At 66.6% G+C, this 22,722-nt stretch carries 25 protein-coding genes and 1 pseudogene; 17 read left to right on the top strand and 9 right to left on the bottom strand.

Annotation, left to right across the window (positions count from 1 at the left end):
• The first annotated feature begins 1 nt into the window (after position 1).
• From ABN034_RS28985 to ABN034_RS28960, 6 genes are all read left to right on the top strand, one after another.
• Positions 2-946 (top strand): ABC transporter permease, encoded by a 945-nt coding sequence (locus ABN034_RS28985; RefSeq protein WP_349694158.1) that lies wholly within the window; start codon positions 2-4, stop codon positions 944-946.
• A gap of 95 nt (positions 947-1,041) precedes the next feature.
• Positions 1,042-1,962: an ABC transporter permease gene (locus ABN034_RS28980; protein ID WP_349694157.1), complete on the top strand. Its 921-nt coding sequence runs from the start codon at positions 1,042-1,044 to the stop codon at positions 1,960-1,962.
• 10 nt (positions 1,963-1,972) lie between these two features.
• Complete coding sequence (locus ABN034_RS28975; RefSeq protein WP_349694156.1) at positions 1,973-2,971, top strand: ABC transporter ATP-binding protein; 999 nt, start codon at positions 1,973-1,975, stop codon at positions 2,969-2,971.
• Positions 2,972-3,166, top strand: a complete 195-nt coding sequence (locus ABN034_RS28970) for a hypothetical protein (RefSeq protein WP_349694155.1) — start codon at positions 2,972-2,974, stop codon at positions 3,164-3,166. It begins immediately after the preceding gene.
• A 76-nt stretch (positions 3,167-3,242) separates the two neighbouring features.
• Complete coding sequence (locus ABN034_RS28965) at positions 3,243-4,655, top strand: amidase (protein WP_349694154.1); 1,413 nt, start codon at positions 3,243-3,245, stop codon at positions 4,653-4,655.
• Positions 4,656-4,738: 83 nt separating this feature from the next.
• Positions 4,739-6,004: an MFS transporter gene (locus ABN034_RS28960; RefSeq protein WP_349694153.1), complete on the top strand. Its 1,266-nt coding sequence runs from the start codon at positions 4,739-4,741 to the stop codon at positions 6,002-6,004.
• 91 nt (positions 6,005-6,095) lie between these two features.
• On the opposite strand, the gene ABN034_RS28955 is transcribed toward ABN034_RS28960, so the two are convergent.
• From ABN034_RS28955 to ABN034_RS28940, 4 genes are all read right to left on the bottom strand, one after another.
• Positions 6,096-6,467 carry a CBS domain-containing protein gene (locus tag ABN034_RS28955; protein WP_349694152.1) on the bottom strand — a complete coding sequence of 124 codons (372 nt, stop codon included), beginning with the start codon at positions 6,465-6,467 and terminating at the stop codon, positions 6,096-6,098.
• Positions 6,468-6,621: 154 nt separating this feature from the next.
• A complete protein-coding gene (locus ABN034_RS28950) occupies positions 6,622-6,861 on the bottom strand; it encodes a hypothetical protein (RefSeq protein WP_349694151.1) in 240 nt (79 codons plus the stop codon).
• Between the two features lie 103 nt (positions 6,862-6,964).
• Complete coding sequence (locus ABN034_RS28945) at positions 6,965-7,102, bottom strand: hypothetical protein (protein ID WP_349694150.1); 138 nt, start codon at positions 7,100-7,102, stop codon at positions 6,965-6,967.
• A 30-nt stretch (positions 7,103-7,132) separates the two neighbouring features.
• The gene (locus ABN034_RS28940; protein WP_349694149.1) at positions 7,133-8,068 is read right to left on the bottom strand and encodes a ribose-phosphate diphosphokinase; all 936 of its coding nucleotides are present in this window, start codon (positions 8,066-8,068) and stop codon (positions 7,133-7,135) included.
• Between the two features lie 281 nt (positions 8,069-8,349).
• Here ABN034_RS28940 and ABN034_RS28935 point away from each other — a divergent pair, with 281 nt between their 5' ends.
• The 8 genes and pseudogenes from ABN034_RS28935 to ABN034_RS28905 all read left to right on the top strand — a co-directional run bounded on the left by ABN034_RS28935 (position 8,350) and on the right by ABN034_RS28905 (position 14,436).
• The gene (locus ABN034_RS28935) at positions 8,350-9,708 is read left to right on the top strand and encodes a phosphoribosyltransferase family protein (protein WP_349694148.1); all 1,359 of its coding nucleotides are present in this window, start codon (positions 8,350-8,352) and stop codon (positions 9,706-9,708) included.
• Between the two features lie 723 nt (positions 9,709-10,431).
• Entirely contained in the window at positions 10,432-11,016 is a 585-nt protein-coding gene (locus ABN034_RS28930) for a sigma 54 modulation/S30EA ribosomal C-terminal domain-containing protein (RefSeq protein WP_349694147.1), read from the top strand.
• 34 nt (positions 11,017-11,050) lie between these two features.
• Positions 11,051-11,620 (top strand): thiamine pyrophosphate-dependent enzyme, encoded by a 570-nt coding sequence (locus ABN034_RS28925; protein WP_349694146.1) that lies wholly within the window; start codon positions 11,051-11,053, stop codon positions 11,618-11,620.
• Positions 11,617-11,985: a hypothetical protein gene (locus ABN034_RS28920; protein WP_349694145.1), complete on the top strand. Its 369-nt coding sequence runs from the start codon at positions 11,617-11,619 to the stop codon at positions 11,983-11,985. Before ABN034_RS28925 ends, ABN034_RS28920 begins: the two co-directional genes overlap by 4 nt.
• Positions 11,880-12,167, top strand: coding sequence for a transketolase C-terminal domain-containing protein (locus ABN034_RS34635; RefSeq protein ID WP_502879113.1), 288 nt, complete (start codon positions 11,880-11,882; stop codon positions 12,165-12,167). The genes ABN034_RS28920 and ABN034_RS34635 overlap by 106 nt, the downstream gene beginning before the upstream one ends.
• Before the next feature lie 254 nt (positions 12,168-12,421).
• Positions 12,422-12,652, top strand: a complete 231-nt coding sequence (locus ABN034_RS28915; RefSeq protein ID WP_349694144.1) for a hypothetical protein — start codon at positions 12,422-12,424, stop codon at positions 12,650-12,652.
• A pseudogene (locus tag ABN034_RS28910) lies at positions 12,619-13,024 on the top strand (2-oxo acid dehydrogenase subunit E2). The gene ABN034_RS28915 and the pseudogene ABN034_RS28910 overlap by 34 nt, the downstream one beginning before the upstream one ends.
• A 92-nt stretch (positions 13,025-13,116) precedes the next feature.
• Positions 13,117-14,436, top strand: a complete 1,320-nt coding sequence (locus tag ABN034_RS28905) for a universal stress protein (protein ID WP_349694142.1) — start codon at positions 13,117-13,119, stop codon at positions 14,434-14,436.
• On the opposite strand, the gene ABN034_RS28900 is transcribed toward ABN034_RS28905, so the two are convergent.
• Positions 14,427-15,065, bottom strand: coding sequence for a protein-L-isoaspartate O-methyltransferase family protein (locus ABN034_RS28900; RefSeq protein ID WP_349694141.1), 639 nt, complete (start codon positions 15,063-15,065; stop codon positions 14,427-14,429). The genes ABN034_RS28905 and ABN034_RS28900 overlap by 10 nt on opposite strands.
• Positions 15,066-15,151: 86 nt before the next feature.
• Here ABN034_RS28900 and ABN034_RS28895 point away from each other — a divergent pair, with 86 nt between their 5' ends.
• Positions 15,152-16,117, top strand: coding sequence for a sigma-70 family RNA polymerase sigma factor (locus tag ABN034_RS28895; protein WP_349694140.1), 966 nt, complete (start codon positions 15,152-15,154; stop codon positions 16,115-16,117).
• On the opposite strand, the gene ABN034_RS28890 is transcribed toward ABN034_RS28895, so the two are convergent.
• The gene (locus ABN034_RS28890) at positions 16,094-17,095 is read right to left on the bottom strand and encodes an Acg family FMN-binding oxidoreductase (RefSeq protein WP_349694139.1); all 1,002 of its coding nucleotides are present in this window, start codon (positions 17,093-17,095) and stop codon (positions 16,094-16,096) included. The two genes, ABN034_RS28895 and ABN034_RS28890, sit on opposite strands and share 24 nt — an antisense overlap.
• 757 nt (positions 17,096-17,852) lie before the next feature.
• Here ABN034_RS28890 and ABN034_RS28885 point away from each other — a divergent pair.
• The gene (locus ABN034_RS28885) at positions 17,853-18,596 is read left to right on the top strand and encodes a DinB family protein (RefSeq protein ID WP_349694273.1); all 744 of its coding nucleotides are present in this window, start codon (positions 17,853-17,855) and stop codon (positions 18,594-18,596) included.
• Positions 18,597-19,298: 702 nt separating this feature from the next.
• Here the strand turns inward: ABN034_RS28885 and ABN034_RS28880 are convergent.
• The 3 genes from ABN034_RS28880 to ABN034_RS28870 all read right to left on the bottom strand — a co-directional run bounded on the left by ABN034_RS28880 (position 19,299) and on the right by ABN034_RS28870 (position 20,857).
• The gene (locus tag ABN034_RS28880) at positions 19,299-20,066 is read right to left on the bottom strand and encodes a hypothetical protein (RefSeq protein WP_349694138.1); all 768 of its coding nucleotides are present in this window, start codon (positions 20,064-20,066) and stop codon (positions 19,299-19,301) included.
• A 90-nt stretch (positions 20,067-20,156) separates the two neighbouring features.
• Positions 20,157-20,429, bottom strand: a complete 273-nt coding sequence (locus ABN034_RS28875) for a tyrosine-protein phosphatase (protein ID WP_349694137.1) — start codon at positions 20,427-20,429, stop codon at positions 20,157-20,159.
• Entirely contained in the window at positions 20,426-20,857 is a 432-nt protein-coding gene (locus ABN034_RS28870; protein WP_349694136.1) for a tyrosine-protein phosphatase, read from the bottom strand. Before ABN034_RS28870 ends, ABN034_RS28875 begins: the two co-directional genes overlap by 4 nt.
• An 848-nt stretch (positions 20,858-21,705) precedes the next feature.
• On the opposite strand from ABN034_RS28870, the gene ABN034_RS28865 reads away from it, so the two are divergent.
• The gene (locus tag ABN034_RS28865) at positions 21,706-22,584 is read left to right on the top strand and encodes a nucleotidyltransferase domain-containing protein (protein ID WP_349694135.1); all 879 of its coding nucleotides are present in this window, start codon (positions 21,706-21,708) and stop codon (positions 22,582-22,584) included.
• Positions 22,585-22,722 lie beyond the last annotated feature (138 nt).

Below are 22,722 nucleotides of genomic sequence, written 5' to 3'. Positions count from 1 at the left end.
CATGCTGGCGATCGCGTTACGGCGTACGGCCATGGCGATCCCGATCCTGCTGGGGGTCACCGCCATCATCTTCCTGCTGATGACGGTGCTCCCCGGCGACCCGGCCGCCGCCTTCATCGGGGACGACAGCTCGAAGGAGGAGATCGCCAGGATCCGGAGTGACCTCGGCCTCGACGACCCGCTGCCGGTGCGCTACGCGCACTGGTTGGGCGATGCGGTGTCGGGCGACCTCGGCTACTCGCCCTACCGCCGGCGTGAGGTCACCGACCTGCTCGGCCAGGCATGGGTCAACACCGCTGTCCTCGCCGGGTGTTCGGCGGTGTTCGGCCTCACGCTCGGCGTCGTGCTGGGGTTCGCCGCCGGTGTGCGCCGCGGCAGCCTCACCGACCGGTTGATCTCCAGCTTCAGCCTCACCGGGCTCAGCATTCCGTCGTTCTTCCTGGCGGTCCTGATGCTGATCCTGTTCTCCGCCACGTTGAACGTTCTCCCCTCAGGCGGGGCGGTGCTGGACGAGGGGCCGGTGGAGTTCCTCCGCCATCTCCTCATGCCGATGATCGCGGGATCTCTTGCCACGGTGGCGATCACGGCACGGGTGACGCGCGCGAGCATCGTGGAGACCTACGGAGCGGACTTCGTCCAGACCCTCCGGGCAAAGGGCCTGGGGGCGGTCGACACCATCCGGCACGTTCTGAAGAACGCGATCTCGCCCGTGCTCACAACCTCGGGCCTCCAGATCGGTTACCTGCTTGGCGGTTCGGTCCTGGTCGAGACGATTTTCCGGTGGCCCGGCATGGGCCTGCTGGTGTTCAACGCCATCAGTGCGCGCGACCTGCTGGTCGTGCAGGGCGCGACGCTCGTCATCGCGCTCACCTTCGTCCTGGTGAACCTGGTCGTCGACCTCATGCAGGCGACCATCGATCCGCGCCTCCGGCGGGCAGTCGGATGAGGTCGGCCAGGCGTATGAGGTCGGCCAGCCGTATGAGGGCAGTCGTATGAGGGCAGTCGTATGAGGTCGGGCAGTCGCCGATGGGAGGAGGAACCATGGCGGTAACGGAAGCGTCGGCTCGCACCGTCGAGGAACTACGGGACGCGTGGTATCAGCAGGAGGTCGGCGTCGAGGTCCGGACCTTCTGGTCCGAGACCGCTCGGCGGTTCCTGCGGAGCAAGGCCGGCGTGGGGGCGCTGATCGTCGTGATGCTGCTCGTGGGCTCGGCCATCCTAGCGCCGCTCCTGACGTCGTACGACCCGCTGCTTGGCAATCCGACCGAGCGTCTGCAGGGACTGTTCAGCAAGGGTCACATCCTCGGCACCGACGAGCAGGGCCGCGACATGCTGGCCCGGTTGCTCTATGGCGGGAGACTGTCGCTGGCGGCGGGCTTCATCCCACCGCTGGCGGCGACGATCGTCGGCACGCTGATCGGCACCTGGGCGGGCTTCGTCGGTGGCGTGGTCGGCACGGTGCTGATGCGCACGATGGACATGCTGTACGCCTTTCCGGCGATCCTGCTGGCCATCGCGGTCGGCGCTTCTCTCGGACCCGGTCTGATGAACTCGATCATCGCGGTCACGATCGTGTTCGTCCCGCCGCTGGCCAGAGTGGCGGAGTCGGCCACGCGTGAGGTGGCCATCCAGGAATACATGGAGGCCGCGCGACTCAGTGGCGCCGGTAGGTTCACGTTGGTCCGCAGCCAGCTGCTGCCCAACGTCCTGAACCCGATCATCGTCTACGCATCAGGGCTTGTTGGTGTCTCGATGATCATCGCGGCCAGCCTCAGCTTCCTCGGCCTGGGATCACAGCCACCCGCGCCCGAGTGGGGCTACATGTTGAACAGCCTCCGTGGATCGATCTACGTCGCCCCCGTGGTGGTGGCTCTGCCGGGGCTCTTCATCTTCCTCACGTCCGTCGCGTTCAACACCGCCAGCGATGCGCTGCGCGAAGCGATGGACTCCCGGCTCGACTAGGGGAGCTGACATGCCAACGACGACAGCTATCGGAACAGATGCAGGCGCCCTGCTCGAGGTGGAGCGGCTCGCCAAGGCGTTCAGCGTCAAGCTCGGCTTGCGCCGGGCGAAGGTCTCGGCGGTAGAAGGCGTGTCCCTGGTGGTGCCGGAAGGCTCGACCCTGGGCATCGTGGGCGAGTCGGGCTGCGGCAAGTCGACCCTGGCGCGGGTCATCCTCGGCCTCTACGCCGCTGACGACGGCCAGATCCGGTTCGACGGCACACCGCTTCCGGCCAGGAAACGGCGCCCCCGCAAGGTCGTCGAGCAGATGCAGATGGTCTTCCAGGATCCGTACTCCGCCCTCAACCCACGCGCCTCGATCGGCGAGTCGATCGCCTTTCCCCTTCGTGTGCAGGGCATCGGCAAGGACGAGATCCGGACGCGTGTCTCGAAGGTTCTGGAAGACGTCGGCCTGCACGCCAACTACGCGGGCTACTACCCACACCAGCTCAGTGGTGGCCAGCGCCAGCGGGTCAACATCGCCCGCGCGTTGGCTCTCCAACCCAGGCTGATCGTGCTGGACGAGGCGGTGTCTGCCCTCGACAAGTCGATCCAGGCGCAGATCCTCAACCTTCTCAAGGACCTGCAGGAGACCTACCACCTCACCTACGTCTTCATCAGCCACGATCTCAACGTCGTGGAGTACATGAGTGACCAGGTGGCGGTGATGTACCTCGGCCATGTCGTCGAGAGCTGCAGTGCCGAGGCGTTGTACAGGGAACCGCTACATCCCTACAGTCAGGCACTTCTCGCGTCGATCCCCTCACTCGACCCCACGAAGCGGAAGCTGGAGGAGCCGGTCGTCAGCGGAGAGATGCCGAGTCCGCTGAACCCGCCGAGCGGCTGTCGTTTCCGGACCCGCTGTCCCTTCGTCATGGACATCTGTTCCGAGCAGCCACCGGCACTGGCTGAGGCCGAGCACGCCCACCTGGTGTCGTGCCATCTGCACACATCTACCCAAGGAGGATGAATGGACTCCACCACGAGCACCGAGGCCGTCAAGGGACTCTTGACGGCCGCCCACCTCACCGTGTCGGACGAGGAGTTCGAGCGGATCGTCAGCGTCTACCCCACCATCAGGGCGCAGGCCGACGAGCTGTATCTGCCGGAGCTCGAGATGGAGGATCCGGCGCTCTCGTTCGATCCCGCCGCCCGCTACGCCTGAACGCCCCTGTTCCTGAGGCCTCCGTACGCCCTGAACCCTCCTACGCCTGATCTCCCATACCCAGATCGGAGGATCGATGTCACACGAACTCCCACTGACGATCAAGGATGCCGCCGCAGCGTTGCGTACGGGTACTTTGACCTCGGTCGAGCTGACGACCGGAATCCTGAAGAAGACCAGCAAGCTCAACGAAGCCCTCGGCACCTACGTCACCGTGACGGAGGAGTCGGCGTTGGAGGCCGCGACCGCGGCGGACAAGGCGTTTGCGGACGGCTCCGACGCGGGACCCCTGCAGGGGATTCCCCTGGCGGTCAAGGACATCATCGCCACCAAGGACGCGCCGACGACCGCGAACAGCCGGGTGCTCGACCCGGAGTGGGGGAAGGGCGTCGATGCGCCCGTCGTGGCGCGGCTGCGTGAGGCAGGGGCGGTGTTCGTCGGCAAGAGCACGACGAGCGAGTACGCGTGCGGCATGCCCGATCCCGACAAGGGGTTCCTGATCCCGCGCAACTCGTGGAACCTCGACCACACGCCCGGGGGGTCGAGTGCGGGCACGGGCAACGGTGTCTCCGCCGGCCTGGCCCTGGGTGGGCTCGGCACGGACACGGGTGGATCGGTGCGCTTCCCGGCGGCGATGAACGGCCACACGGGCCTGAAGGTGACGTTCGGTCGAGTGCCGAAGAACGGCGTCGTTCCCCTGGGCTACACCCTCGACTCGGTGGGTCCGATGGCCCGGAGCGCCTACGACTGTGCGCTGCTACTGGAAGTGATGGCGGGCTATGACCCCGGTGACGTCTACGCCGCGAAGGTGGAGGTTCCGGCGTACACCGAAGCACTGACCGGGAGCGTCGAGGGCACGCGCATCGGAGTGCCCATGCCGTACTTCTTCGATGCGGACGGCCTCGACGACGAGGTGCGAGCGGGGGTGCTGGCGGCGGTCGACGTCCTCAAAGAGGCGGGCGCGGCGGTCGCGGAGACCGAGATCCCGTACGCCAATCAGGCCAAGGTCGCCAACAGCGTGACGATGGCGGCGGAGGCGTACTCCTACCATCGGGACAACCTCGTCCACCGGTGGACCGACTACGGCTGCCACACCCGGATCACGATCGGCCGTGGCGCGCTCTTCTCGGCGGCCGACTACTGGCAGGCCCAGCGATTCAGGACGCTCTTCTGCCGCAAGGTCGCCAAGGTGTTCTCGTCGTACGACGTGATCGTGACACCGACGTGGGCCAAGCCGGCCCCGCGCAGTGACGAGATGTCGGCCGAGTCGATGATCCACTCGCCGAGCTTCACCGGCCCTTGGAACCTCACTGGCCTCCCGGCGGTCGCCGTTCCGTGCGGCTTCAGTTCCTCGGGGCTTCCGATCTCTATGCAGATCGTGGGCAAGCCGTTCGCCGAAGCCACGGTCCTCCGCGTGGCAGACGCCTACCAGCGGGCGACCGACTGGCATCTGCGGGTCCCGCCCATCGCGTCGCAGTTGGACGCGTGACGGGAGTGTCTGACCCAGCCTCACCTGGCTCGTCTGCGGCACCGGGCCCATCCGTGGCACCGGGCTCATCTGTCGCACCGGGAATGACCATCCGCGAGGGGGCGGTTATCTGCCCTCCTCGCGGTGGTCCCGCACAAGACCGAAGCCCATCGGAAGGTGCGAAGCGGAAGGGCTTCTCGTCCCGGTGGTTCTACGCCAGCATCGCCTCGGGAAGTCTTGGTATGGCGATGACGGCGCCGATCACGGCACTGTACGCGAAGGCGTTGGGAGCGTCCGACAGTCTCGCCGCGTTGATCGTCTCGTCGATGTTCGCGTCGTTTCTCTGTATGGATCTGCTCTGCAGTCGAGTGGTTCCGCGGGTCAACGTCCGGCACGCGCTCGTGGGCGGCTACCTCCTTTTCGGTGTCGGCTCCTTCGTGACGGCGGTGAGCCCCAATCTCACCCTGATGACCGGAGCGCGCGTCCTGCAGGGACTCGCGGTCGCCTTTATCGTGGGCGCGGGCTTCCACACCGCTCTGCGTCTCGCGTCCGCCGGGCGGGAGGGGCGTGAGATCGCACGGTTCAATTTCTGCTCCTTCTTCGGGATGACGATCGGCCCACTCATCGTGGGCGCGGTGGCGAGCATCGCGGGCGGGCTCACCGGCATGCGATGGGGCTTCGCGGTCTGCGGTGTCGTCAATGTCGCGACCGCTCTCGTGGCGCAGTTCGCCTTACCGTCGATGCCCGTGGCAGCCCGCCCGGAGTTCGGCCTGCCGCGTCTGCAGGTTTTCCAGGGTTGGCGGACCCGGTCCGCCCTGGCGGCGGCCGGACTGGGGTTCGGCCTGCGGAGCGCGGCCGGAATGACGCTGCTCCCCCTGCTCGGCCACAGCCTGGGCGCCAGTGTCCAGGAGGTGGCGGCGGCGACGATGTGCATGTCGGTCTCCGAGATGGGCGGGATCCTGCTGAGCGGCCGGTTGGCCGACCGGCTCGGACGCAGGCCCGTGGTCGTCATCTCCGCCTGCCTCAGTGTCCTTGCCCTGCTCATCGCACTGGTCGACCTGCCTCTGCTTGGCTACTTCCTGTTGAGTACGGCGATGGGCTTCGTGATGTCGGCCGTCCGGGTGGTCCCGGTCGCGATGATCGTCGACGTGGCGGCCACGAAGGAGGCGGCCGCGATCGGTTGGCGCCTCGCCTGCGATGTCAGCTCCCTCTTGACGGCGGCAGTCACCGGAGCGATGCTCGGCCTGGCGGGCTTGGCCGGTGGTTTCGCCTACGCGGCCGTGATCGCCGCCGTCGTCGGCGTTCTGGCCCTCGTCATCGGAGAGACCCGACGGTCCCTGCCCCCACAACCTGCCGCCTCCCAAGGCTGAGTGGCGTTGGTGCGGCAGGGAGTCACCATTCGCCACCTCAGCGGCGGCCGCACTGTCGGCTAACGCCTCACGGCAATGGCCGAGCTGATGGTCATAGCCAGGCTTCGATCGCGAGCAGGTCGCGCATCGCGATCATGCCAACCACGGTGTGGTCTTGTACGACGGGCAGATGGCGTATCCCGGCGTCGAGCATCCTTCGTGCGACGTCTGTGGTGTCTTCGGCGAACCTGGCGGTCTGCACGTCGGTGCTGGCAAACGTACCTGCCCTGGCGTGTGCGGTGTCAACGCCTTCGGCAGCCGCACGCACGATGTCGCGTTCGGAGACGATCCCGATGATGATGTTGCCGTCAAGGACGGCGAGCGCCCCGACGTGCTTCGAGGTCATCTCCCGCGCGACTGCCGAGAGCGGATCGGTTGCGTTGCACATGAGTGCTCCTGGTCGATAGACCTCTTCGACCCGCATGGGCGATCCTTTCCACATGTGACGACTGTTGCTTCTAGCCTCGGGCGACGTCTTGGTGGCACCCTTGGCTTGCCGGAACGACGGGAGTGACGGTTGATCATGGCGGCCGCATTGGTACCGAACCGTGCCGGCGATCGTTCCACGGTAGGGAGAGTCAGCCACGTGCATCGCGGTCGCTGGGTTCTTGGCGACTCTGGCTCGTGTGCTGGTTCGGAGTCTCCTGGCGCACTCTGTGCGGTGCTCCGGCGGTCGTCTGTCCGGGGTGGGTCGTCCGCTCCTGGCGCGCAGCTACGCCCAGATATCGGCTGATCATGTCGACCAGGTCGCGTCCGGCCCGCCTCGTGCGGGCGAGTGCCTCTCGCTGGGCCTTGTGCCGCTCCAGCTCATCGGACATGGTTCGGTCCTTCCGGTGAGGTCCCCTCGTTCGATGTAATGGCCAACGTCACCCAGCCCGACAGTGGCAAAGGTCCCGACCAGGCAAACGCCTGCCCCTCGCGCTAGCTCTGCACGTCTGCCAGTGCCGACAATGATCCGACCCGGTCGGTCGCGGTGAACCTCGACGACGATCCCGCCGACATCACGCGCAGGTCGTCGGCGGCTAGAAGCTTGCTCTGCAGGTCTGTTTCGCTCCTCATCGCCGGGCCGCCACGACTGCCATTGACGGGTCAGGTACGGATGAGCAGTTCGTCGAGTGCTTGGCCGCGGTGAAGTCGACCAATGGCGTCGGCGAGCATGGGAGCGATGGAGTGTACGTCGACTGACGGAGGCTTTTTCTCCCGTTGGTCAATGGTGTCGGTGACCAGGATGCGCCGGATCGGAAGTGCGTCCAGCCGGTCTGTTGCGGGTCTGACCAGAAGGCCATGTGTCGCGGCGACTACCATGTCCGGTGCTGCGCCGTGCTCGAGCAGTGTTCGTACTGCTGCTTCGATCGTCCCGCCGGTGCTGATCATGTCGTCGACGATGACTGCCGGGCGGCCGCGGATGTTGCCGACGACTTCTTCTGCCCGCACCCGCGTGCCAGTTTCCCTGGTCTTGCGTACGACCACCACTCGGGTGCCGAGCTGTGAAGCGTAGTGTTCGGCGAGCTTGACCGCGCCAAGATCCGGCGCGACGACGATGGCGTCGCTGGGAATCGACGCGCGAAGCGCATGTGCCAGGATCGGCACCGCCGTCAGCATCTCTACCGGCATGGCGCACATCGCCTCCAGTGCAGGGGTGTGTGGATCGACGACAACGAGTCGGTCGACCTTGGTCGACGCGATCGCGTTGGCAACGACGCGCGCGCCGACAGCCTGGCCGCCGCGGCTGCGGCGATCCTGTCGGGCATATCCGAAGTACGGCACGACTGCGGTGATCCGGTCGGCGCCGGCGCGTCGGCAGGCGTCGAGAATGAGCAGCAACTCGACCACGTGCGAGCCAGCCGGCGGACCGGTTGGCTGAACCACGTACACATCGCCACCGCTCACGCATGCCACGGTGGGCCGTACCTCCCCGTCGGGGAACCGTTCCACTACGCACGCGGTTGGTTCGATCCCCAACTCTGTCGTGATGGCGGCAGCGAGCGGTCGGCCGGCAGCTCCCGCCACAATGCGAGCTTTCATCGCACGGCCTCGATCCTGATCGCCCAGTTTTACGATCCCGCCCTCAGGTGCGCAGGGGACCGGCAACGGTCCTTGCCGGGCCCGGCGAAGGTCACAGCCTTGTCCGTGGCGGACATATCTGGCTGGAGGATCAGGGGTCGAGGTCGGCTGGCGGTGCGGGGTGGGACCTTCGCCACTGCCTCCTGCGGGTCCGCAGTCCTTGCATCGAAGAAGCAGCCTGCTTCGAAGGAGGAGGCAGCCCTTGCATCGATGGGAAGGACTCGACTCGGTAGGTGGCTGTGATGTTGTTTGTCGATCGTGTCGATGCCGGCCGGCGGCTAGCGGGTGAGGCGCGGCATCTGAGGGGATCCGATGTCGTGGTGCTGGGCCTGCCACGGGGCGGTGTTCCGGTGGCGTTCGAGGTGGCCAGTGCACTCGGCGCCCCGCTGGATGTGTTGGTTGTCCGCAAACTGGGCGTTCCGTTCCAGCCCGAGCTTGCGATGGGTGCGATTGGTGAGGGTGGCGTACGCCTGGTGAACGACGCGATCGTCCGCGCCGCAAACGTCACCGAGGAGGAGATCATCGCGGCGGAGGCACGCGAGCGTACCGAGTTGTCGCGGCGGATCCGGGCTTACCGGGGTGACCGACCGGCCATCTCGCTGCAGGGCCGGACCGCGGTCGTGGTCGACGACGGCATCGCGACCGGGGCGACGATGCGGGCGGCCTGCCAGGTCGCGCGTTCGCTCGGCGCGGCACGGGTCGTCGTCGCGGTCCCAGTGGCATCGCCTCATGCGGTCGTCATGGTGGAGAAGGACGCCGACGAGGTGGTCTGCCTGCACACACCGAGCCAGTTCTACGCCATCGGGCAGTTCTACCGCGACTTCACTCAAACCCCGGACAGGGAAGTTGTGGAACTTCTGCACCGGGCGGCGACCTCCGACTCGACCGATCCGTCGACCAGAGCCTCGGGCGACTCGGTGGGGGACCCACCCTTCAGCGAGGAGGTGCAGGTCCTTGCCGGGGCGGTGCGACTGGCCGGACATCTCACGGTGCCTGACGGCGCCGGCGGGTTGGTCATCTTCGCACACGGCAGCGGAAGTAGCCGGCATAGCCCGCGTAACCGCTATGTGGCCGCCGTCCTGAACCGCGCGGGCCTCGGCACGTTGTTGTTCGACCTGCTGACACCCGCAGAAGAGGTCGACAGGTCCAACGTGTTCGACATCGCGCTGTTGGCCGAGCGCCTTGTCCAGGCCATCCGGTGGCTGCGTTCGCAGCCGCTGGCGTCTCATGGCCAGCTCGGCTATTTCGGCGCGAGTACGGGAGCCGCGGCGGCCCTGTGGGCGGCGGCCGAGCCCGATATTGCTGTGCGGGCCGTTGTGTCGCGAGGCGGGCGGCCTGATCTGGCGATGCAGAAGCTACGTTCGGTGCGGGCGCCGACCCTCCTGATCGTCGGCGGTGCCGACGCCGTCGTGCTCGACCTCAACCGCAAGGCCCATGCCCTGCTGCGGTGTGAGAAGCGGCTCGCCGTCGTTCCCGGCGCAACGCACTTGTTCGAGGAGCCGGGTGCCCTCGACGCGGTCGCCGATGAGGCGTGTGACTGGTTCGTTTCCCACATGATCACTCCGGCCGTCCACCCTGGGCATGCGCAGGGACGGCGGTGATCGGGTGATGACGACGGTGACGATGTGCGCATCGTCCCTCTCGACGATCTGCTGGCCGATGCCATCAGCGCCGTCCAACGCGACCCGGGCCGCGCCTTGCCCTAGATGGTGACACGGGCCAGGCGCGGCTGATGAGCGGTGTTGGCGCGGGGCGTGGCAGTCACTGGTGTCGGCGCGCCCGGGAGCAGAGGCTGCACGATTCCGCGCCGTCGCGATCGAGGATAACTATGTCGGAGTACAACAAAGGACCAGCAATGTACCTGGCATTGGGCCCTACGCGTACGCCGAGCAGACGGAGAAGCATCCTCAGTAGGCCTGCGGAGCAAGCGGGGGAGCCCGATGAGGGCTGAGAGGTCGGAGCGGATCGCAAGATCCGCCCAGACGACTCCCAATCACCTGATCCGGACAATGCCGGCGAAGGGAAATTGTTCTGCAGGTCTGCACTTTGTCCGAGGCTCGACAAATCGAGCGTCGCGGGCGTCTTTATCCGTCGGGTGAGGCCTCAGGGAGTGGTCGTTGATGTCGAAGCCTGCGCCACCGGCCGTGCCGGTCCGATTGACGGTCCGTGGTGATGCGCCTGACAGGGCGTGTGCCTATGCGGTCGCCAAGGTTGAGCACGTGCTTACTCACACGCACGTACGTGTCCTCCACGCGGACGTCGTGGTCGGCGTCGACCGTGATCCTGCTCGGGAGCGTCCCGCTCGCATTGAGGTCGATTTGGACATGAACGGAACCCCCGTGCGGGTCATGGTCGCCGCGCGCGATGTGTGGGAAGCCGCGGACCTGGTGGAGGACCGGCTTCGCCGCCGCTTGATCCACCTTCGTGACCGGAAGCGCACGCAGGCTCGTAGAACGGGCATCCGTCCCGCGCACGAGTGGCGCCACGGCGACCTGCCCAGGCGTCTGGTCCCGCACTATCCGAGACCGGCTGCAGAGCGGGAGGTGGTGCGCCGCAAGACGTTCGCACTCGAGCCGGTGTCAGCGCAGGAGGCAGCCGAGCAGATGGAACTGCTCGATCATGACTTCTATGTGTTCACCGATCGTAGGACCGGAACGGACGCGGTGGTCTACCGTCGCGAGGACGGGAGGATCGGACTCCATGCGCCACCACGTATGCAACGGGCCCATCGTGCCGAAGGTCAGTTTGTCGTAGATGGCCCACCACCAGTTTTGTCGGAGTTGGCGGCTCGGCAGCGGCTGGATGTGGGCGGCGAACCGTTTGTGTTCTACCTCGACGCTGACTCCGGGCGGGGTCGGGTCATGTACTGGCGGTACGACGGCCACTATGGCCTGATCTCGGCCGTGTAGGTAGCAACCGGAGGCGCCGAACGGCGACGGCGCGGTGGCCGGGGGCGAGTTTCACGAGTGCATGAACCCTGCCGCGCTGTGGCGGTTGCCGGCGCTGTTCGCCTGTGAGAACAACCTGTACGCGATGGGCACGGCGATCGACCGGACCCAAGCCGTCACCGACCTGGCCTTGCGTGCAAGTTCGCACGGCATGCCCGCCTGGCCGGTGGACGGTATGGACGTGCTCGCGGTCGAGGAGACAGCCGCGCGGGCGATCGAGGTGATCCGCGCCGGCCATGGTCCGTGTTTGGTGGAGCTGCGCACATACCGGTTCCGGTCGCACTCGATGTACGACCCCGACCGCTACCGAGACAAGGTCGAGATCGCACGCTGGAAGGAACACGACCCATCGACACCCTTGCCGCCCGGATGCGTGCTGACAGCCACCTCGATGAACCAGGCCCTGGACGCGTTCGAACGCGAACTCGCCGACGAACTCAGCCGCGCGATCGAGGCCGCCGAAGTCGGTCCCCTCGAACCGGCGGAGGACTTGACCCGGTTTGTCTATTCAGAACGCCCGCAGCCGCAAGAACATCGAGAGCGCACGGCAAAGGCACGCTCATGAGCCCCGCCAAGGCTATGAACACAGCCAAGATCACGTACCGCGAAGCAATGCGAGCAGCGATCCGCGACGCGCTGCTGCGCGACGATCGGGTGTTCTTGGTGGGTGAGGACATCGGCCGCTACGGCGGCTGCTTCGGCGCGCTGGACGAGGACGCCGGTCCGGTCGACATCGACAACGCGGCGATCAGGCGTCCAGGCATCGACGTCACCAGATCACCTACGGCGGCATGCTGCCCACGTCGCTCACGGCCGCAGACGAACTGGCACACGACGGGATCGATGCTGAGGTCATTGACCTGCGTACGCTCCGACCGCTCGACGACGCCACCATCCTCGACTCCGTACGCCGTGCCCACCGGGTCGTGATCGTCGACGAGGATGGCGGACCGGCAGTCTGTCGCCGGAGATCAGCGCTCGCCTCACAGAGCAGGCGTCCTACGACCTCGACGCGCGTCGAGCGGGTGTGCACCGCCGAGGTCCCCATTCCGTACGCACGACACCTCGAGCAGGCGGCCCTGCCCAACCCGCCGACATCGTGGGGGCAGTGAAGCGGACCATCGGCGGGCCCTCAGCCAAAACCGACGCTGCCGGACCCCGATCGTGAACGCCCACCACACGGAAGACACCAGCACCAGTGGGGTCGCTGAGTTCACCGCGCCGGCACTGGGCGCGGACATGGAGGAAGGCAAACGTACCGAGGCGACCCGACGGGCCATCGCCAGGCTGATGGCGCGGTCGAAGAAACAGATCCCGCACTACTACCTCGGGACTACCCTCGACCTGCACGACGCTCTGGACTGGCTTGGCAGGCGTAACCGCGAACTTCCGGTGGACGTACGGAGTCCCCGCCGCCCTGCTCATGGAGGCGACCGCCGTGGCAGCCACCCGGGTCCGCGAGGTCAATGGCTTCTGGATGGACGACCATTTCGAGCCGGCCACGACCGTGAACCTCGGCATCGCCGTTGCGCTCCGCGGCGGCGGCCAGGTCACCCCGCGATCATGGCGGCGGACACATTGGCCCTTACTGAGCTGATGGCCCGCCTCCGCGACCTGGTGACCCGCGCCCGCGCCCGCACCGCACGGCTGCGCGGCACCGAACTCACCTCCGGGACTCTCACCATCACCAACCTCGGCGACCTCGGCGTCGAAGCCGTCTACGGCGTCATCTACCCACCAGGTCGCCCTCGTTGGCTTCGGCAAGATCGTCGAACGACCGTACGCCCGGGGTGGAATGCTCGGCGTCCACCCTGTTGTCACCGCCACCCTGGCCGCTGACCATCGATCGGGCGACAAAGGCCGGTGCGCGATGTCGGATCTCTCTACTCAGCGTTGGGCCCTTGGCCTCTGCTCCGCCGACGCCCGGTTGAGCGAGGGTCGAAACGAGTCCACGGATTGGTCATCATGATTTCCCTTCTTGGCTTGAGATCTCGGCATCTGACAGGTTCTGCGAAGCCCGGGCCGCCATACCGGCCCGGGCACAACCCCCGGCGGTGACTCATGCAGCGGCCGATCGTGGTGGGTGTCGACGGGTCGCCGGCCAGCGTGCATGCGGTGAGGTGGGCGGCTATGCAGGCCGAGCGTCTGCTCGTCGAGGTCGCTGTGGTGTCGGTCGTCCCTGAATCCACCGCTGGCCGGAAGCCTCAGCTGCGTAGGGAGGAGTACGCCAAGAGCCGTGAGCTCGCGGCGGCACTGCAGGCCGTCGTGGACGAAACGGTGCCGCCAGGCGACCGGAGGCGGCAGCGGGTGTCCCAGGAGGTTGTGCACGGCTTGCTCGTTGACACCCTGACGGCTCGATCGCAGGGCGCCGAACTCCTGGTGCTGGGTCGTGCACCAGGCACCGACCCTGTGCGCTCCACCGCGACCGGGCGGTGTCTGCGTGAGGCGCTGTGCCCGGTCGCCGTCGTACCCGACCTTCTGGTCGCCGAACCTTTCGACGATTCGGCCAGGACCGGGCCTGCCCGGCTTGCCGCCAGAGGTGACCAACCAGTCCGAGAAGTGATGAGCCCGGCAGTGCTGGGCGTGAGCGCCTCGACCGGTGTCGATACGGCGCTGCAGCTCATGATCGGCGCCGGTATCCACCACCTGCCGGTGATGGAACGAGGACGGTGCATCGGCCTCGTGTACGAGACCGACCTGCTGTGGCGGATGCCCGGCTGGCCCCGGCGCGGGCGGATGCCGTCGGTGACCGATGTGGCTCGGATGCCGGCGCCGACGGTGGCGGCCGACCAGCCGGTCAGCCAGGCGGCCGCCGAGTTGTCCCACAGCGTGGGTGACGCCGTCGTCGTCGCCGACGAAGACCAGATCGTCGGCATCGTGACTGGCACCGACCTGCTTGCCTCGCCAGCGGGCGACGGTGAGACAGAGGCGACGCTTGTCGTCGGAGTCGATGGGTCGGCCTTGTCCCAGTACGCCCTCACCTGGGGGGTGAGTTACGCGAGCCGGACGCACTGTGGTGTGCTCGCGGCATCAATCTGCTCACTCACCCCACCTCTTCCGTTCGCCAGCGTCCCGGCTCCACGAGAAGAACTGGACGCTCTTGCCGCCGCACACACCGATGTGCTCGAGGCCGCCGTAGCCCACGCCGAGCCCGCACGATATGACGTGGATCTGCGTACGTCGGTGGTGTACGGGAAGCCGGGACCGGCTTTGTGCGCCCTGGCCGCCAACGCCGCCGGATTGATCATCGGCAGTCATGGTGCGAGCGCGGCTCCGGCGCCAGTTCTCGGCTCCGCCAGTGCCTACTGCCTACGCCACGCACAGGGCCCTGTCATTGTGATCCCGCCCGCCGCCACCGAGCGCCCACAGTCTTACGGGTAGCCATAGCGGCCGTAGAGCCGGACAAACCTGGCTCGAAGGAAGGGTTCCACCCTCACCAGGCCCTCTGCGGTGCGCTGGAAAAGCGTGACCTCATCGGCTCCGCCGGGTCCGATCGGTTGGACGAGCACTCCCCCTGACATCAGTTGGTGGGCCAAGGGCGGAGGAACCGTGGGAAATGCCGCGGACACGAGTACCGCATCGTAGGGTGCGCCGTCTGGTACGCCGCCGGTGCCGTCGCCCACCACGACCCGGACGTTGTCGATTCCAGCGGCGGCAAGGTTGTGCCGTGCCTGGGCGGCCAGATCGGGCCAGCGTTCGATACTCGTGACGAAGCCGGCCAGCTTGGCCAGGAGCGCAGTCTGGTAGCCGTAGCCGGTCCCGACCTCGAGCACATGCTCCGTCCCGGTGAGCGTCAGCGCCTCGATCATGCGGGCGGACAGCGAAGGCTGTGTGGTGACCTGGTGATGCGGAAGAGGGATCGGCCTGTCCTCGTCCGCGAACACGCGAAACTCGGGAGGAACGAAGTCGCAGCGCCGGACGACCCGGACCGCGTCAAGTAGCCGCGGCTCCGTGACGCCCACGCCGCGGGCGGCCTCGACGAGCTCCTCTGCGGGTCGCGGCTCCATCATTACCTCGGGGGACCTTGCGCGCCGTGCCTGTGGCGTTTCGGCCCTACTCCGTACTCCAGGTGTCGGGTGTGCCATCGGAGGTAGCGATGTTGAACCGAACGGGCGTCGATCGGTTGGAGCCGATCGACCAAGACGCCGATCTCAGCCTCCTCCCACGCTACCTGCGGGAGATCAGTGCCACGCCACTACTCACCGCGGAGGAGGAGGTGGATCTGGCCAGCCGTATCGAAGCAGGCGTGTATGCCGCCGAGTTGGTGCGTACGGCTGAGAGGACAGGACGTCAGCCAGCGGCGGCTTCGCTCCACGAGCTTCGCGATGTCGCGCAGGACGGTCAGCTCGCCAAGGACCGGATGATTCGTGCCAACCTCCGTCTGGTGGTGTCGGTCGCCAAGAAGTACGCGGGCCGCGGCAGGTCCTTCCTCGACGTGATCCAGGACGGCAATCTCGGCCTCATCCGGGCTGTGGAGAAGTTTGACTATGCCAAGGGCTTCAAGTTCTCCACCTACGCGACCTGGTGGATTCGGCAGGCGATCCAGCGGGGCCTCACCGATCAGCGTGCGGGGATCCGACTGCCGGTGCACACCATGGAGACTCTCGCCACGCTCCACAACGCCGAACGCAAGCTGACCATGCGGCTCGGCGGCGAACCGTCGGTGGAAGACCTGGTGGCGGAGACTGGCATGACCGTCGAACGGATCGAGGAGCTCCGCCGTGCCGCCGCCCAACCGGTCAGTCTCGATACACCAGTCGGGGATGACGGGATACGGGTGATCGACCTGATCGAGGATCTCAGCGTTGAGCAGGTAGCCGACGTCGTCGGATTTCAAGCTGTTGCGGAGGCACTGCGCGCTGAGGTGGACTCCCTGCCGGTACGTGACGCCCTCATCCTGACGCTTCGTTACGGCCTGGACAACGGCAGCCCGCGAAGCCTGCAACAGATCGGTGATCAGCTCGGCCTGACCAGTGAACGGATCCGGCAGCTTCAGAACGAAGCACTCGCCAAGCTGCGCGACCCTGAACGCCGAGCATCACTGGTCGCCGCGGCCTCGTAACGGTGTCGTCTCTTCGTCGAACAGGAAGTCTGCCGCGGGGCGTCGAGGTGGCGGAAGTACCGTTGGCCCGTATCCAAAACGGAGAATTGCCTGGGGTTCACTCCACCTGGAGTGTGGATCGCGGATTTGCGACCTGAGTTCTGCGTGTTCGAGCGGTTGGTTGAGTAATGACACAGCCAGCTCGTGCGTGGTGGCGACCAGCAGGACCCGCTGGAGTGCCTGGCCCGCGGTCAGCCAGTCCTGCCAGCTGTCCCGCTCCGTCGACAAGACCGCCAGCATGGGTTGTAGCTCGAACTGTTGGGTGGCGCGTCTGCGATCGAAGGGGTCGACCGCGAGATCGCGGACGGGCGCGGACGGCTCGGCCGGACGGGGCCCCAGGGCGGTTGACGGAACGCCGGCGCTGCCGCGTTCGCCACCCACCCATGCCCGGCGTTCGGCGAGCCGATCCGGGTCTTGCGTATCGGCGGCGTCGGCGTCGGACGCGACCTCCAGCAGCCAGCGGCACCGGTCGCGGTCATCTACCCAGTCCAGATAGGCGCCTTCGTGTTCGGCCGCATCGAGCAGTTCCTGTCGCACCTGGAGAGGGATGGGGTGGCTCGCGAATGGGTACCGGCTCGTACGTCGACGGGCAAGGAAACCGAACAGGTGGGCCGGTTCGACCCGCCCCGCGGTGAGTGGTCCTATCCGCACCTCGGCCGCCAGCGTCGGCCGGTCTGGATCGCGGACCAGAACTGTGCTGCTGCGGCGTCCCATCCCTGCCACGGCAACTCGCACGTTGAAGGTCGCGGCGCCGACACCGATCATCGTCATCCGTCCGTCGGGATCCTCGGCGAGGAGCTCTCGGCGCGGATCACGGTAGATCTCGACGGTGTGTTGGAACCGAAATAGCCACGGCTGGGTGTTATGCATCGAAGGTGCAAGGATCGCCGCCTTCACGAGCAGATCCCGCTCTGTCGACGTCAGTTCCTTCGCGCTCATTACCTCACCCCGGCGCGCCCGGGCGCGACCATCTCCTCACCGGGCGCGACTTACATCAGGCAGGACACGCCATCGGCGAGGGCGACTGCCAGGGCGGACAGCCACCGGTCGAAGGTGCCGTTGGTCCCGTACCGCTCCACCTCGGGTGCTCCATGCCACCGTGGGTGTGCGGGGACAGGACCTCTCGCTCCACGCGCGCGTTGGCCCTGCGCCAGGGTGAGATTGCGCAGGACGTGCCGGAGTGATGAGCCTTTGCCGTGAGCAATCCTCGAGGCGCAGCAGATGATCGGGCCACGCTGGCCGCCGGCCGCAGAACCAAGGCACGTAGAGAAGACCGTCCCACCGCACGGGCGGGTGGGACCGTCGTCATGTGCGGCAGCGGTGGCGAAGGCGGCCTTCGGACATCGGCGGTCGCCCGGGCCATCCCACGGCACCCGATTGGCTCGGTGAAAATGGCATAGTGGCAGGGTTCGGTCTGGGCGAGGGTCTTGGCTCGCCGCCGGTTTGCGTGTCGGCGTCGCAGGGCGGTGAAGCCGAGACGATCACCGCGCCACCGGACGATCTCCCCACTGCAGGGATCAGCGAGTTGCGCCGTTGACCTTGGCAGATCTGTTGGAGACATGTCAGTGACGGTGCCCGTCGGCGGCGGTTAGGTGGCTGTGTCCCGGGTGCTCATGAGTCTGGCTATGACGGTCTCATTTGGCCCCGGCTTGACGGCTTGGTGGGGCCAAATCAAGCCGGGGAGGCTGGCTTGTCGGTGCTCGGACCTAGTATGCGGAGCATGACACGGTATGTCGACGAGGATCTGCACGGTGCGGAGTTCCGCGAATGCGATCTGACCGGGGCACGCCTGATCGGCGTCGTCATGCAGGATGCCGTGATCGACGGGCTCATCACCAACCTCGTGGTAAACGGTGTCGAGGTCACCGAGTACGTCGAGGCAGAGCTCGACCGGCGTCATCCGGTGCGGGTGCTGATCCGCTCCGAGGAGCCTGCCGATCTGCGCGAGGCATCGCGTCAGCTCCATGCCGCCTGGGCCGCCACGATCGAGCGAATCCGCCGTACGCCCGGCATCGAGCGCCGCAGCGTGAACGACGAGTGGTCGGCGGTGCAGACGATGCGCCACCTGGTCTTCGTCCACGACTCGTGGTTCCGCCGCTGCTGCCTGGGCTCGACGGAGCTGTTCACGCCGATGGGCATCGGGACGACCGTCGAGCCCTACCATGGGGCGCACGGGCTTGACCTCTCGCTCGATCCGGCCCTCGACGAGATCGTGAACGTGCGTGACGCACAAGCCGCCGAGCTCGAGGCCTGGCTCGACGAGGTCACGGCTGAGCAGCTCGCAGCGCGAGCGCCGGTGCCCGCCGACGACGTCTGGCCCCCGTACGCCCGGGGACGCTCGGTGCGGCAGTGTCTCGGCACGGTGCTCAACGAGACCTTCGAGCACCACGGCTTCTGCATCCGCGACCTCGACCTGATCGAGGCACAGGACGCTGAGTAGGTCCGGCTACGGAGTCAGCATTTGCGGATGACGGCACCGCTGACCGTCTGCGCGGTGCCGAGCTGCTGGGCCAGAGCCGGACGCGGTACTCCTCGAGCATCCGGCCGTCCTGACCGACTCAGTTCAGACTGCCGCGGAGTTGTGCCGGCGCGAAGTTCGCCGTGGAGGTGTGCAATCTGGTCGTGGAGGGCCGTGATCTCGGTGGCGAGTTCGTCGTTGCGGGCGTTGGCGGTTTCCAGGCGGGAGCGCAGGCCGGCGATGGTGGCTCGCTGGGCTGATGGGACCGGGGGTGGTCCGTTGGTACACGGCAACAGCGTTCCCGTCGTAGACATTCGTTGGTTCAGGAACCAAGACTCCGACCAGTTCGGCCGCCGGAGGCTGCGGCCTGCTGGACACGAGTAACAGCTGCCGCATGATAGGACTCACCTACCACGGTTACAGGAACCGGTCCAGGCGACCACAACGGCTGCGGATCGGAAGCGACCGATGGCGAGCCCCGGCGCGACCGTAGCCGAGCAAACCAGCTCACCCTCATCCCCTCCCCAGCCGGATGGGAGTCGCGGTAGCTGTAAGCGCCGCGTCTCATACGGTTATTCGTCTCGAATGTGTGCCCCGATGCTCACGACATCATCGTGAGGCCGCAGCGCTCCAGCAGCCTTGGACATGGCTTTGGGCAGCGGGTGCCCGGGGTGGCCGTGAATTTCAGTGTCCTGTAGCCAGGATTGCTGGGGGATCGCTCATCACTGCAGCTGCCGCGTGGCCGATCGTTAGGTCGACCAGGGCGGCGCAGGTTCTCCTGGCGCACTCGCAATCGAAGGTGCGGACCACCTTGTCCGGTTCGATGGGGGCAAGAGGGCGCGGCGACCGGCTGGCGTACTGGTTCACGAGCGCCTGGTTCGCGTCCCGGAGCAGACTGCGGTTCTCCTCGGACGTTAGGGCTGTAGGGCCTTCGCTGATGCGATGAGCGAAGACACGCTCGACTTCGGCGATCGTCTCCTCGACGGTCAGCGGATCAACGAAGATCGTCGTGATGCTGGTCCCCGCGAGCTGTTCCATTATTGGTTCCAAGCTCTGCAGGTACGACCAGGGCACGTCCCCCCGGTGCCGCACCCGCAGTCTGGCGACTTGGACATCCCTCGACGGGATCAGCCAGACGGCCTGACTTTCCGGCTGCACCATCGCCGGCGTGATCGGTCCTCCCTCTGCCACGATCAGCGGAGCTGCCGGAAGCGAGCGCAGATCGTCGATGATCATCGGCCTGCGGTCGTAGTACTCGGCGCCCGGCCCGCGGGCCGGCAGCTCGACGCCAGCGGCGACTGCGCGATCACGGTGCACCCATGTCTGGGTGTCGGAGCTGTACCGGCGCAGGCCGTGACGCCGCGCCAGATGCCGGGCAGCCGTCGTCTTGCCGGCTCCAGCCGGCCCACCAATCCACAGAACGTTCGACAGTTCCATGCCGCCTGCCTCCACGAAGGTTGGATCACCACAGACACAACAAGGGCGCACCTCGAACGGTCGAGCGCGCGAAGGCACTTTCGTGCCTCGACGTCCAGGTCATCGCTAGGCGACGAGCCGCGCTCTCAGCGCGTTGAGCTGGTTGCCGTGTAGGCCTCCCTGACGGAGGTATTGCTCGGTGCCGCCGTACTTGTCTTCGAGGTGCTTGAGTGCTGCGATCATCGTTTCCGGTCTCGCGGTGAACGACTCGGCAAGCTGGCTCCGTTCAGCTGGGTCGCTGATGAGGGCGAGCTGTTCGTCGAAATGCTCGCGCATCCGGTCGTCCAGCACGGCGTAGTCAGCGGCGACCGCTTCGGCCGGTACTCCCGCGAGGCTCAAGGCCAATGCGACCACGTTCCCGGCCCTGCCTTACCGGCATGGCAGTGGACGACGACTCCGCCGGTCGGCGCGTCCGCGATCGCGCCGACTGCGCCGGCGATGAGGTCGGGGTTGAGGTCGAGCATCGCCACATATTGCCGGTCGAGGGTCTGGGTCGCGTCGTAAGGATCGTCGGCGTGGTAGAGCGGCATGTTGCGGTAGATCGGGTCGTTGGCGAAGGGAGACGGATCGCCTTCGCATTCCGGGGGCGTCCGAACGTCGATGATGCGACCCACGGAGGTCTCCCGCACCGCCTCGACCCCGGCATCTGTCAGTCGTGTGAGATTGTCGGAACGGATCAGCGCCCCTGTCGCGATCTGGCGACCGTCGGTCGTGGGTAGGCCACCGAGATCGCGGACGTTGAGACAGTTTGGCCACTGCAGACGCATGGGTCCTGTCACAGGTACCTGTACCTCTTCCTTTCGACCGCCGGTCGGCCGAGTCGACGAGAGTTACTACGCGGGACACGAGTCTGCGTCATTGAACGCCGAAACATAAGTCTTGAAATTGCGACGCAAACCTGCGAAAAATGGAATGGAAGACACCGGTCGGCCCGTTGGTCCAACCGTCAACAATCGCAGGGGCCGGCGTCTCCCATGGCTTCATGCCGTCCGGTTTTGTTACTGGCGTCCGCACTGCAGATGCAGGCCAGGAGTGGCCTACCTCCTGCGCAACTCGTTCAGTTGCTCGTCGGCGTAGAGGTCGGCGCTGTCGTCTCTTTCAGCCGCACGAGCCAGGGGACCGAACTGCTCCTGGAGGTCACGAACCCTGTTCGCCTGGCGCTGGACAGCGTCAGGTGGGCGTATCTTCCGTAACGAGCGTGGCGGCGTCCTCGGGTCGTCCACGTATTCTCGGGCGTGGGATGAGGTCCGGCGACTAGCGCTCACGCCACGCCTGGTCCTATCGCCACTCGAGGGGCGACCGTATGACCTTCGTCATGCAGCGCTGTCGACATGGCTCAATGGTGGTGTAGACCCCACCGACGTCGCCGAACGAGCCGGCAACAGCGTTGAGGTCCTGCTGAAGCGATACGCCAAGTGCCTCGACGGGCGGCGCGAGCGCAATAACCGCCTCATAGAAATCGCATTCGAGATCAGCGACGAGCCGACCGTGTGAGGCGAGTGCATGGTGAGCCCACATGGAGGTGCAGGCCATCCGGCCATCCGGCCACTCGCGCAAGTCACATGCACGACCAAACTGGCTCGCTGATTCGTCTCGCCATGGCTAGGGTCGGGCGATGGCTGGTGTCGAGCGGGTCGGAGACGACGCGGTGCTGGACGACGTTCTTCGTCTGCGTCATGAGGAGCGCACCCGTCTGTTTCAGCGAGTGCACGTAGCCACTGAGGCGGACGCTCGCGTTGCTGCGGCCTGGCTTCATGGCTCCTGCGCTCGCGGCGATGCCGACGCGCTGAGCGACCTGGACGTGACGGTGGTCGTTGCTGACAGTGCAATTTGCGCGGTCGCTGGCGACCCGTCCCGGCCCGTGGACTACGGCCGGGTGCTCGACTCGCCACGTGGTAGGTGGATTAGACAGATCGCCGAACCTCTCCTGCTGCTGGAGGCCCCTCAGAACGCACCCGCTGGTGGTGCGTTCCTCACGACGTTCTTCGCTGGCAAGACTGGCCCTCAGCAGGTCGATTGGGAGTGGCTTCCACGCTCGACTGCGCGGGTGCCACGTGCGGCGGTGCTGCTGTTCGACCGCGCCGACATCCCCCGTGAGACCGGCCCAACCGAGGACGGTCGGCCCGGAACCACTCCGGACCGCACGCCGTACGAGGTTGCAGCGCACGCAGTTCCTTGGTTCTGGGCGACGCTGCTCTGGAACGCGAAGCATGCGGCTCGCTCCCCAGGTGGAACACAGATGCTGATGGCGGGGTCAACCGTCAGAGCCGTACACGACGTCGAACAGTTCCTTGATCCCGGCTCGGCGCCGCTGGCCTACGAACCAGTCATCGGACGCCTTCAGGACCGCATACGCGTACTGTTCGATCTCATCGATCGGATGGAGCGGTTGACGGCTATCGCGTCGACACTTTGTGCCGACATTCCTTCTGAGGTTGCGCCGCGGGTTCGCCAGTACGTTCACCTTGCGAGAGAGATCATGATGTCGGCGTAGCCGCGACCACGGTCAGCTTGGGAATCGTACATATACCTGCGCGAACGGCCCGATCCTCGCGTGATCGGGGGGCTGAAGTGGCCTGGAATAACCCTGGTTGGCCTGACCTAATGGCCTGCTAATGGCCCGGCTGAGCCG

It is taken from the genome of Actinopolymorpha sp. B11F2 (assembly GCF_040195635.1).
In the GTDB taxonomy this organism is placed as follows: domain Bacteria; phylum Actinomycetota; class Actinomycetes; order Propionibacteriales; family Actinopolymorphaceae; genus Thermasporomyces.
This window is presented reverse-complemented; position numbering and strand designations above follow the sequence as displayed.

Excerpts from the sequence above, each read along its gene's own strand:
- ABN034_RS28895 (WP_349694140.1), top strand. The coding sequence starts at position 15,152 with ATGTTGAACCGAACGGGCGTCGATCGGTTGGAGCCGATCGACCAAGAC.
- ABN034_RS28945 (WP_349694150.1), bottom strand. The coding sequence starts at position 7,102 with ATGAGGAGCGAAACAGACCTGCAGAGCAAGCTTCTAGCCGCCGACGAC.
- ABN034_RS28940 (WP_349694149.1), bottom strand. The coding sequence starts at position 8,068 with ATGAAAGCTCGCATTGTGGCGGGAGCTGCCGGCCGACCGCTCGCTGCC.
- ABN034_RS28960 (WP_349694153.1), top strand. The coding sequence starts at position 4,739 with ATGACCATCCGCGAGGGGGCGGTTATCTGCCCTCCTCGCGGTGGTCCC.
- ABN034_RS28900 (WP_349694141.1), bottom strand. The coding sequence starts at position 15,065 with ATGATGGAGCCGCGACCCGCAGAGGAGCTCGTCGAGGCCGCCCGCGGC.
- ABN034_RS28975 (WP_349694156.1), top strand. The coding sequence starts at position 1,973 with ATGCCAACGACGACAGCTATCGGAACAGATGCAGGCGCCCTGCTCGAG.
- ABN034_RS28890 (WP_349694139.1), bottom strand. The coding sequence starts at position 17,095 with ATGAGCGCGAAGGAACTGACGTCGACAGAGCGGGATCTGCTCGTGAAG.
- ABN034_RS28920 (WP_349694145.1), top strand. The coding sequence starts at position 11,617 with ATGAGCCCCGCCAAGGCTATGAACACAGCCAAGATCACGTACCGCGAA.
- ABN034_RS28985 (WP_349694158.1), top strand. The coding sequence starts at position 2 with ATGCTGGCGATCGCGTTACGGCGTACGGCCATGGCGATCCCGATCCTG.
- ABN034_RS28930 (WP_349694147.1), top strand. The coding sequence starts at position 10,432 with ATGAACGGAACCCCCGTGCGGGTCATGGTCGCCGCGCGCGATGTGTGG.
- ABN034_RS28870 (WP_349694136.1), bottom strand. The coding sequence starts at position 20,857 with ATGCGTCTGCAGTGGCCAAACTGTCTCAACGTCCGCGATCTCGGTGGC.
- ABN034_RS28935 (WP_349694148.1), top strand. The coding sequence starts at position 8,350 with ATGTTGTTTGTCGATCGTGTCGATGCCGGCCGGCGGCTAGCGGGTGAG.
- ABN034_RS28965 (WP_349694154.1), top strand. The coding sequence starts at position 3,243 with ATGTCACACGAACTCCCACTGACGATCAAGGATGCCGCCGCAGCGTTG.
- ABN034_RS28955 (WP_349694152.1), bottom strand. The coding sequence starts at position 6,467 with ATGCGGGTCGAAGAGGTCTATCGACCAGGAGCACTCATGTGCAACGCA.
- ABN034_RS28865 (WP_349694135.1), top strand. The coding sequence starts at position 21,706 with ATGGCTGGTGTCGAGCGGGTCGGAGACGACGCGGTGCTGGACGACGTT.
- ABN034_RS28970 (WP_349694155.1), top strand. The coding sequence starts at position 2,972 with ATGGACTCCACCACGAGCACCGAGGCCGTCAAGGGACTCTTGACGGCC.
- ABN034_RS28950 (WP_349694151.1), bottom strand. The coding sequence starts at position 6,861 with ATGTCCGATGAGCTGGAGCGGCACAAGGCCCAGCGAGAGGCACTCGCC.
- ABN034_RS28980 (WP_349694157.1), top strand. The coding sequence starts at position 1,042 with ATGGCGGTAACGGAAGCGTCGGCTCGCACCGTCGAGGAACTACGGGAC.
- ABN034_RS28905 (WP_349694142.1), top strand. The coding sequence starts at position 13,117 with ATGCAGCGGCCGATCGTGGTGGGTGTCGACGGGTCGCCGGCCAGCGTG.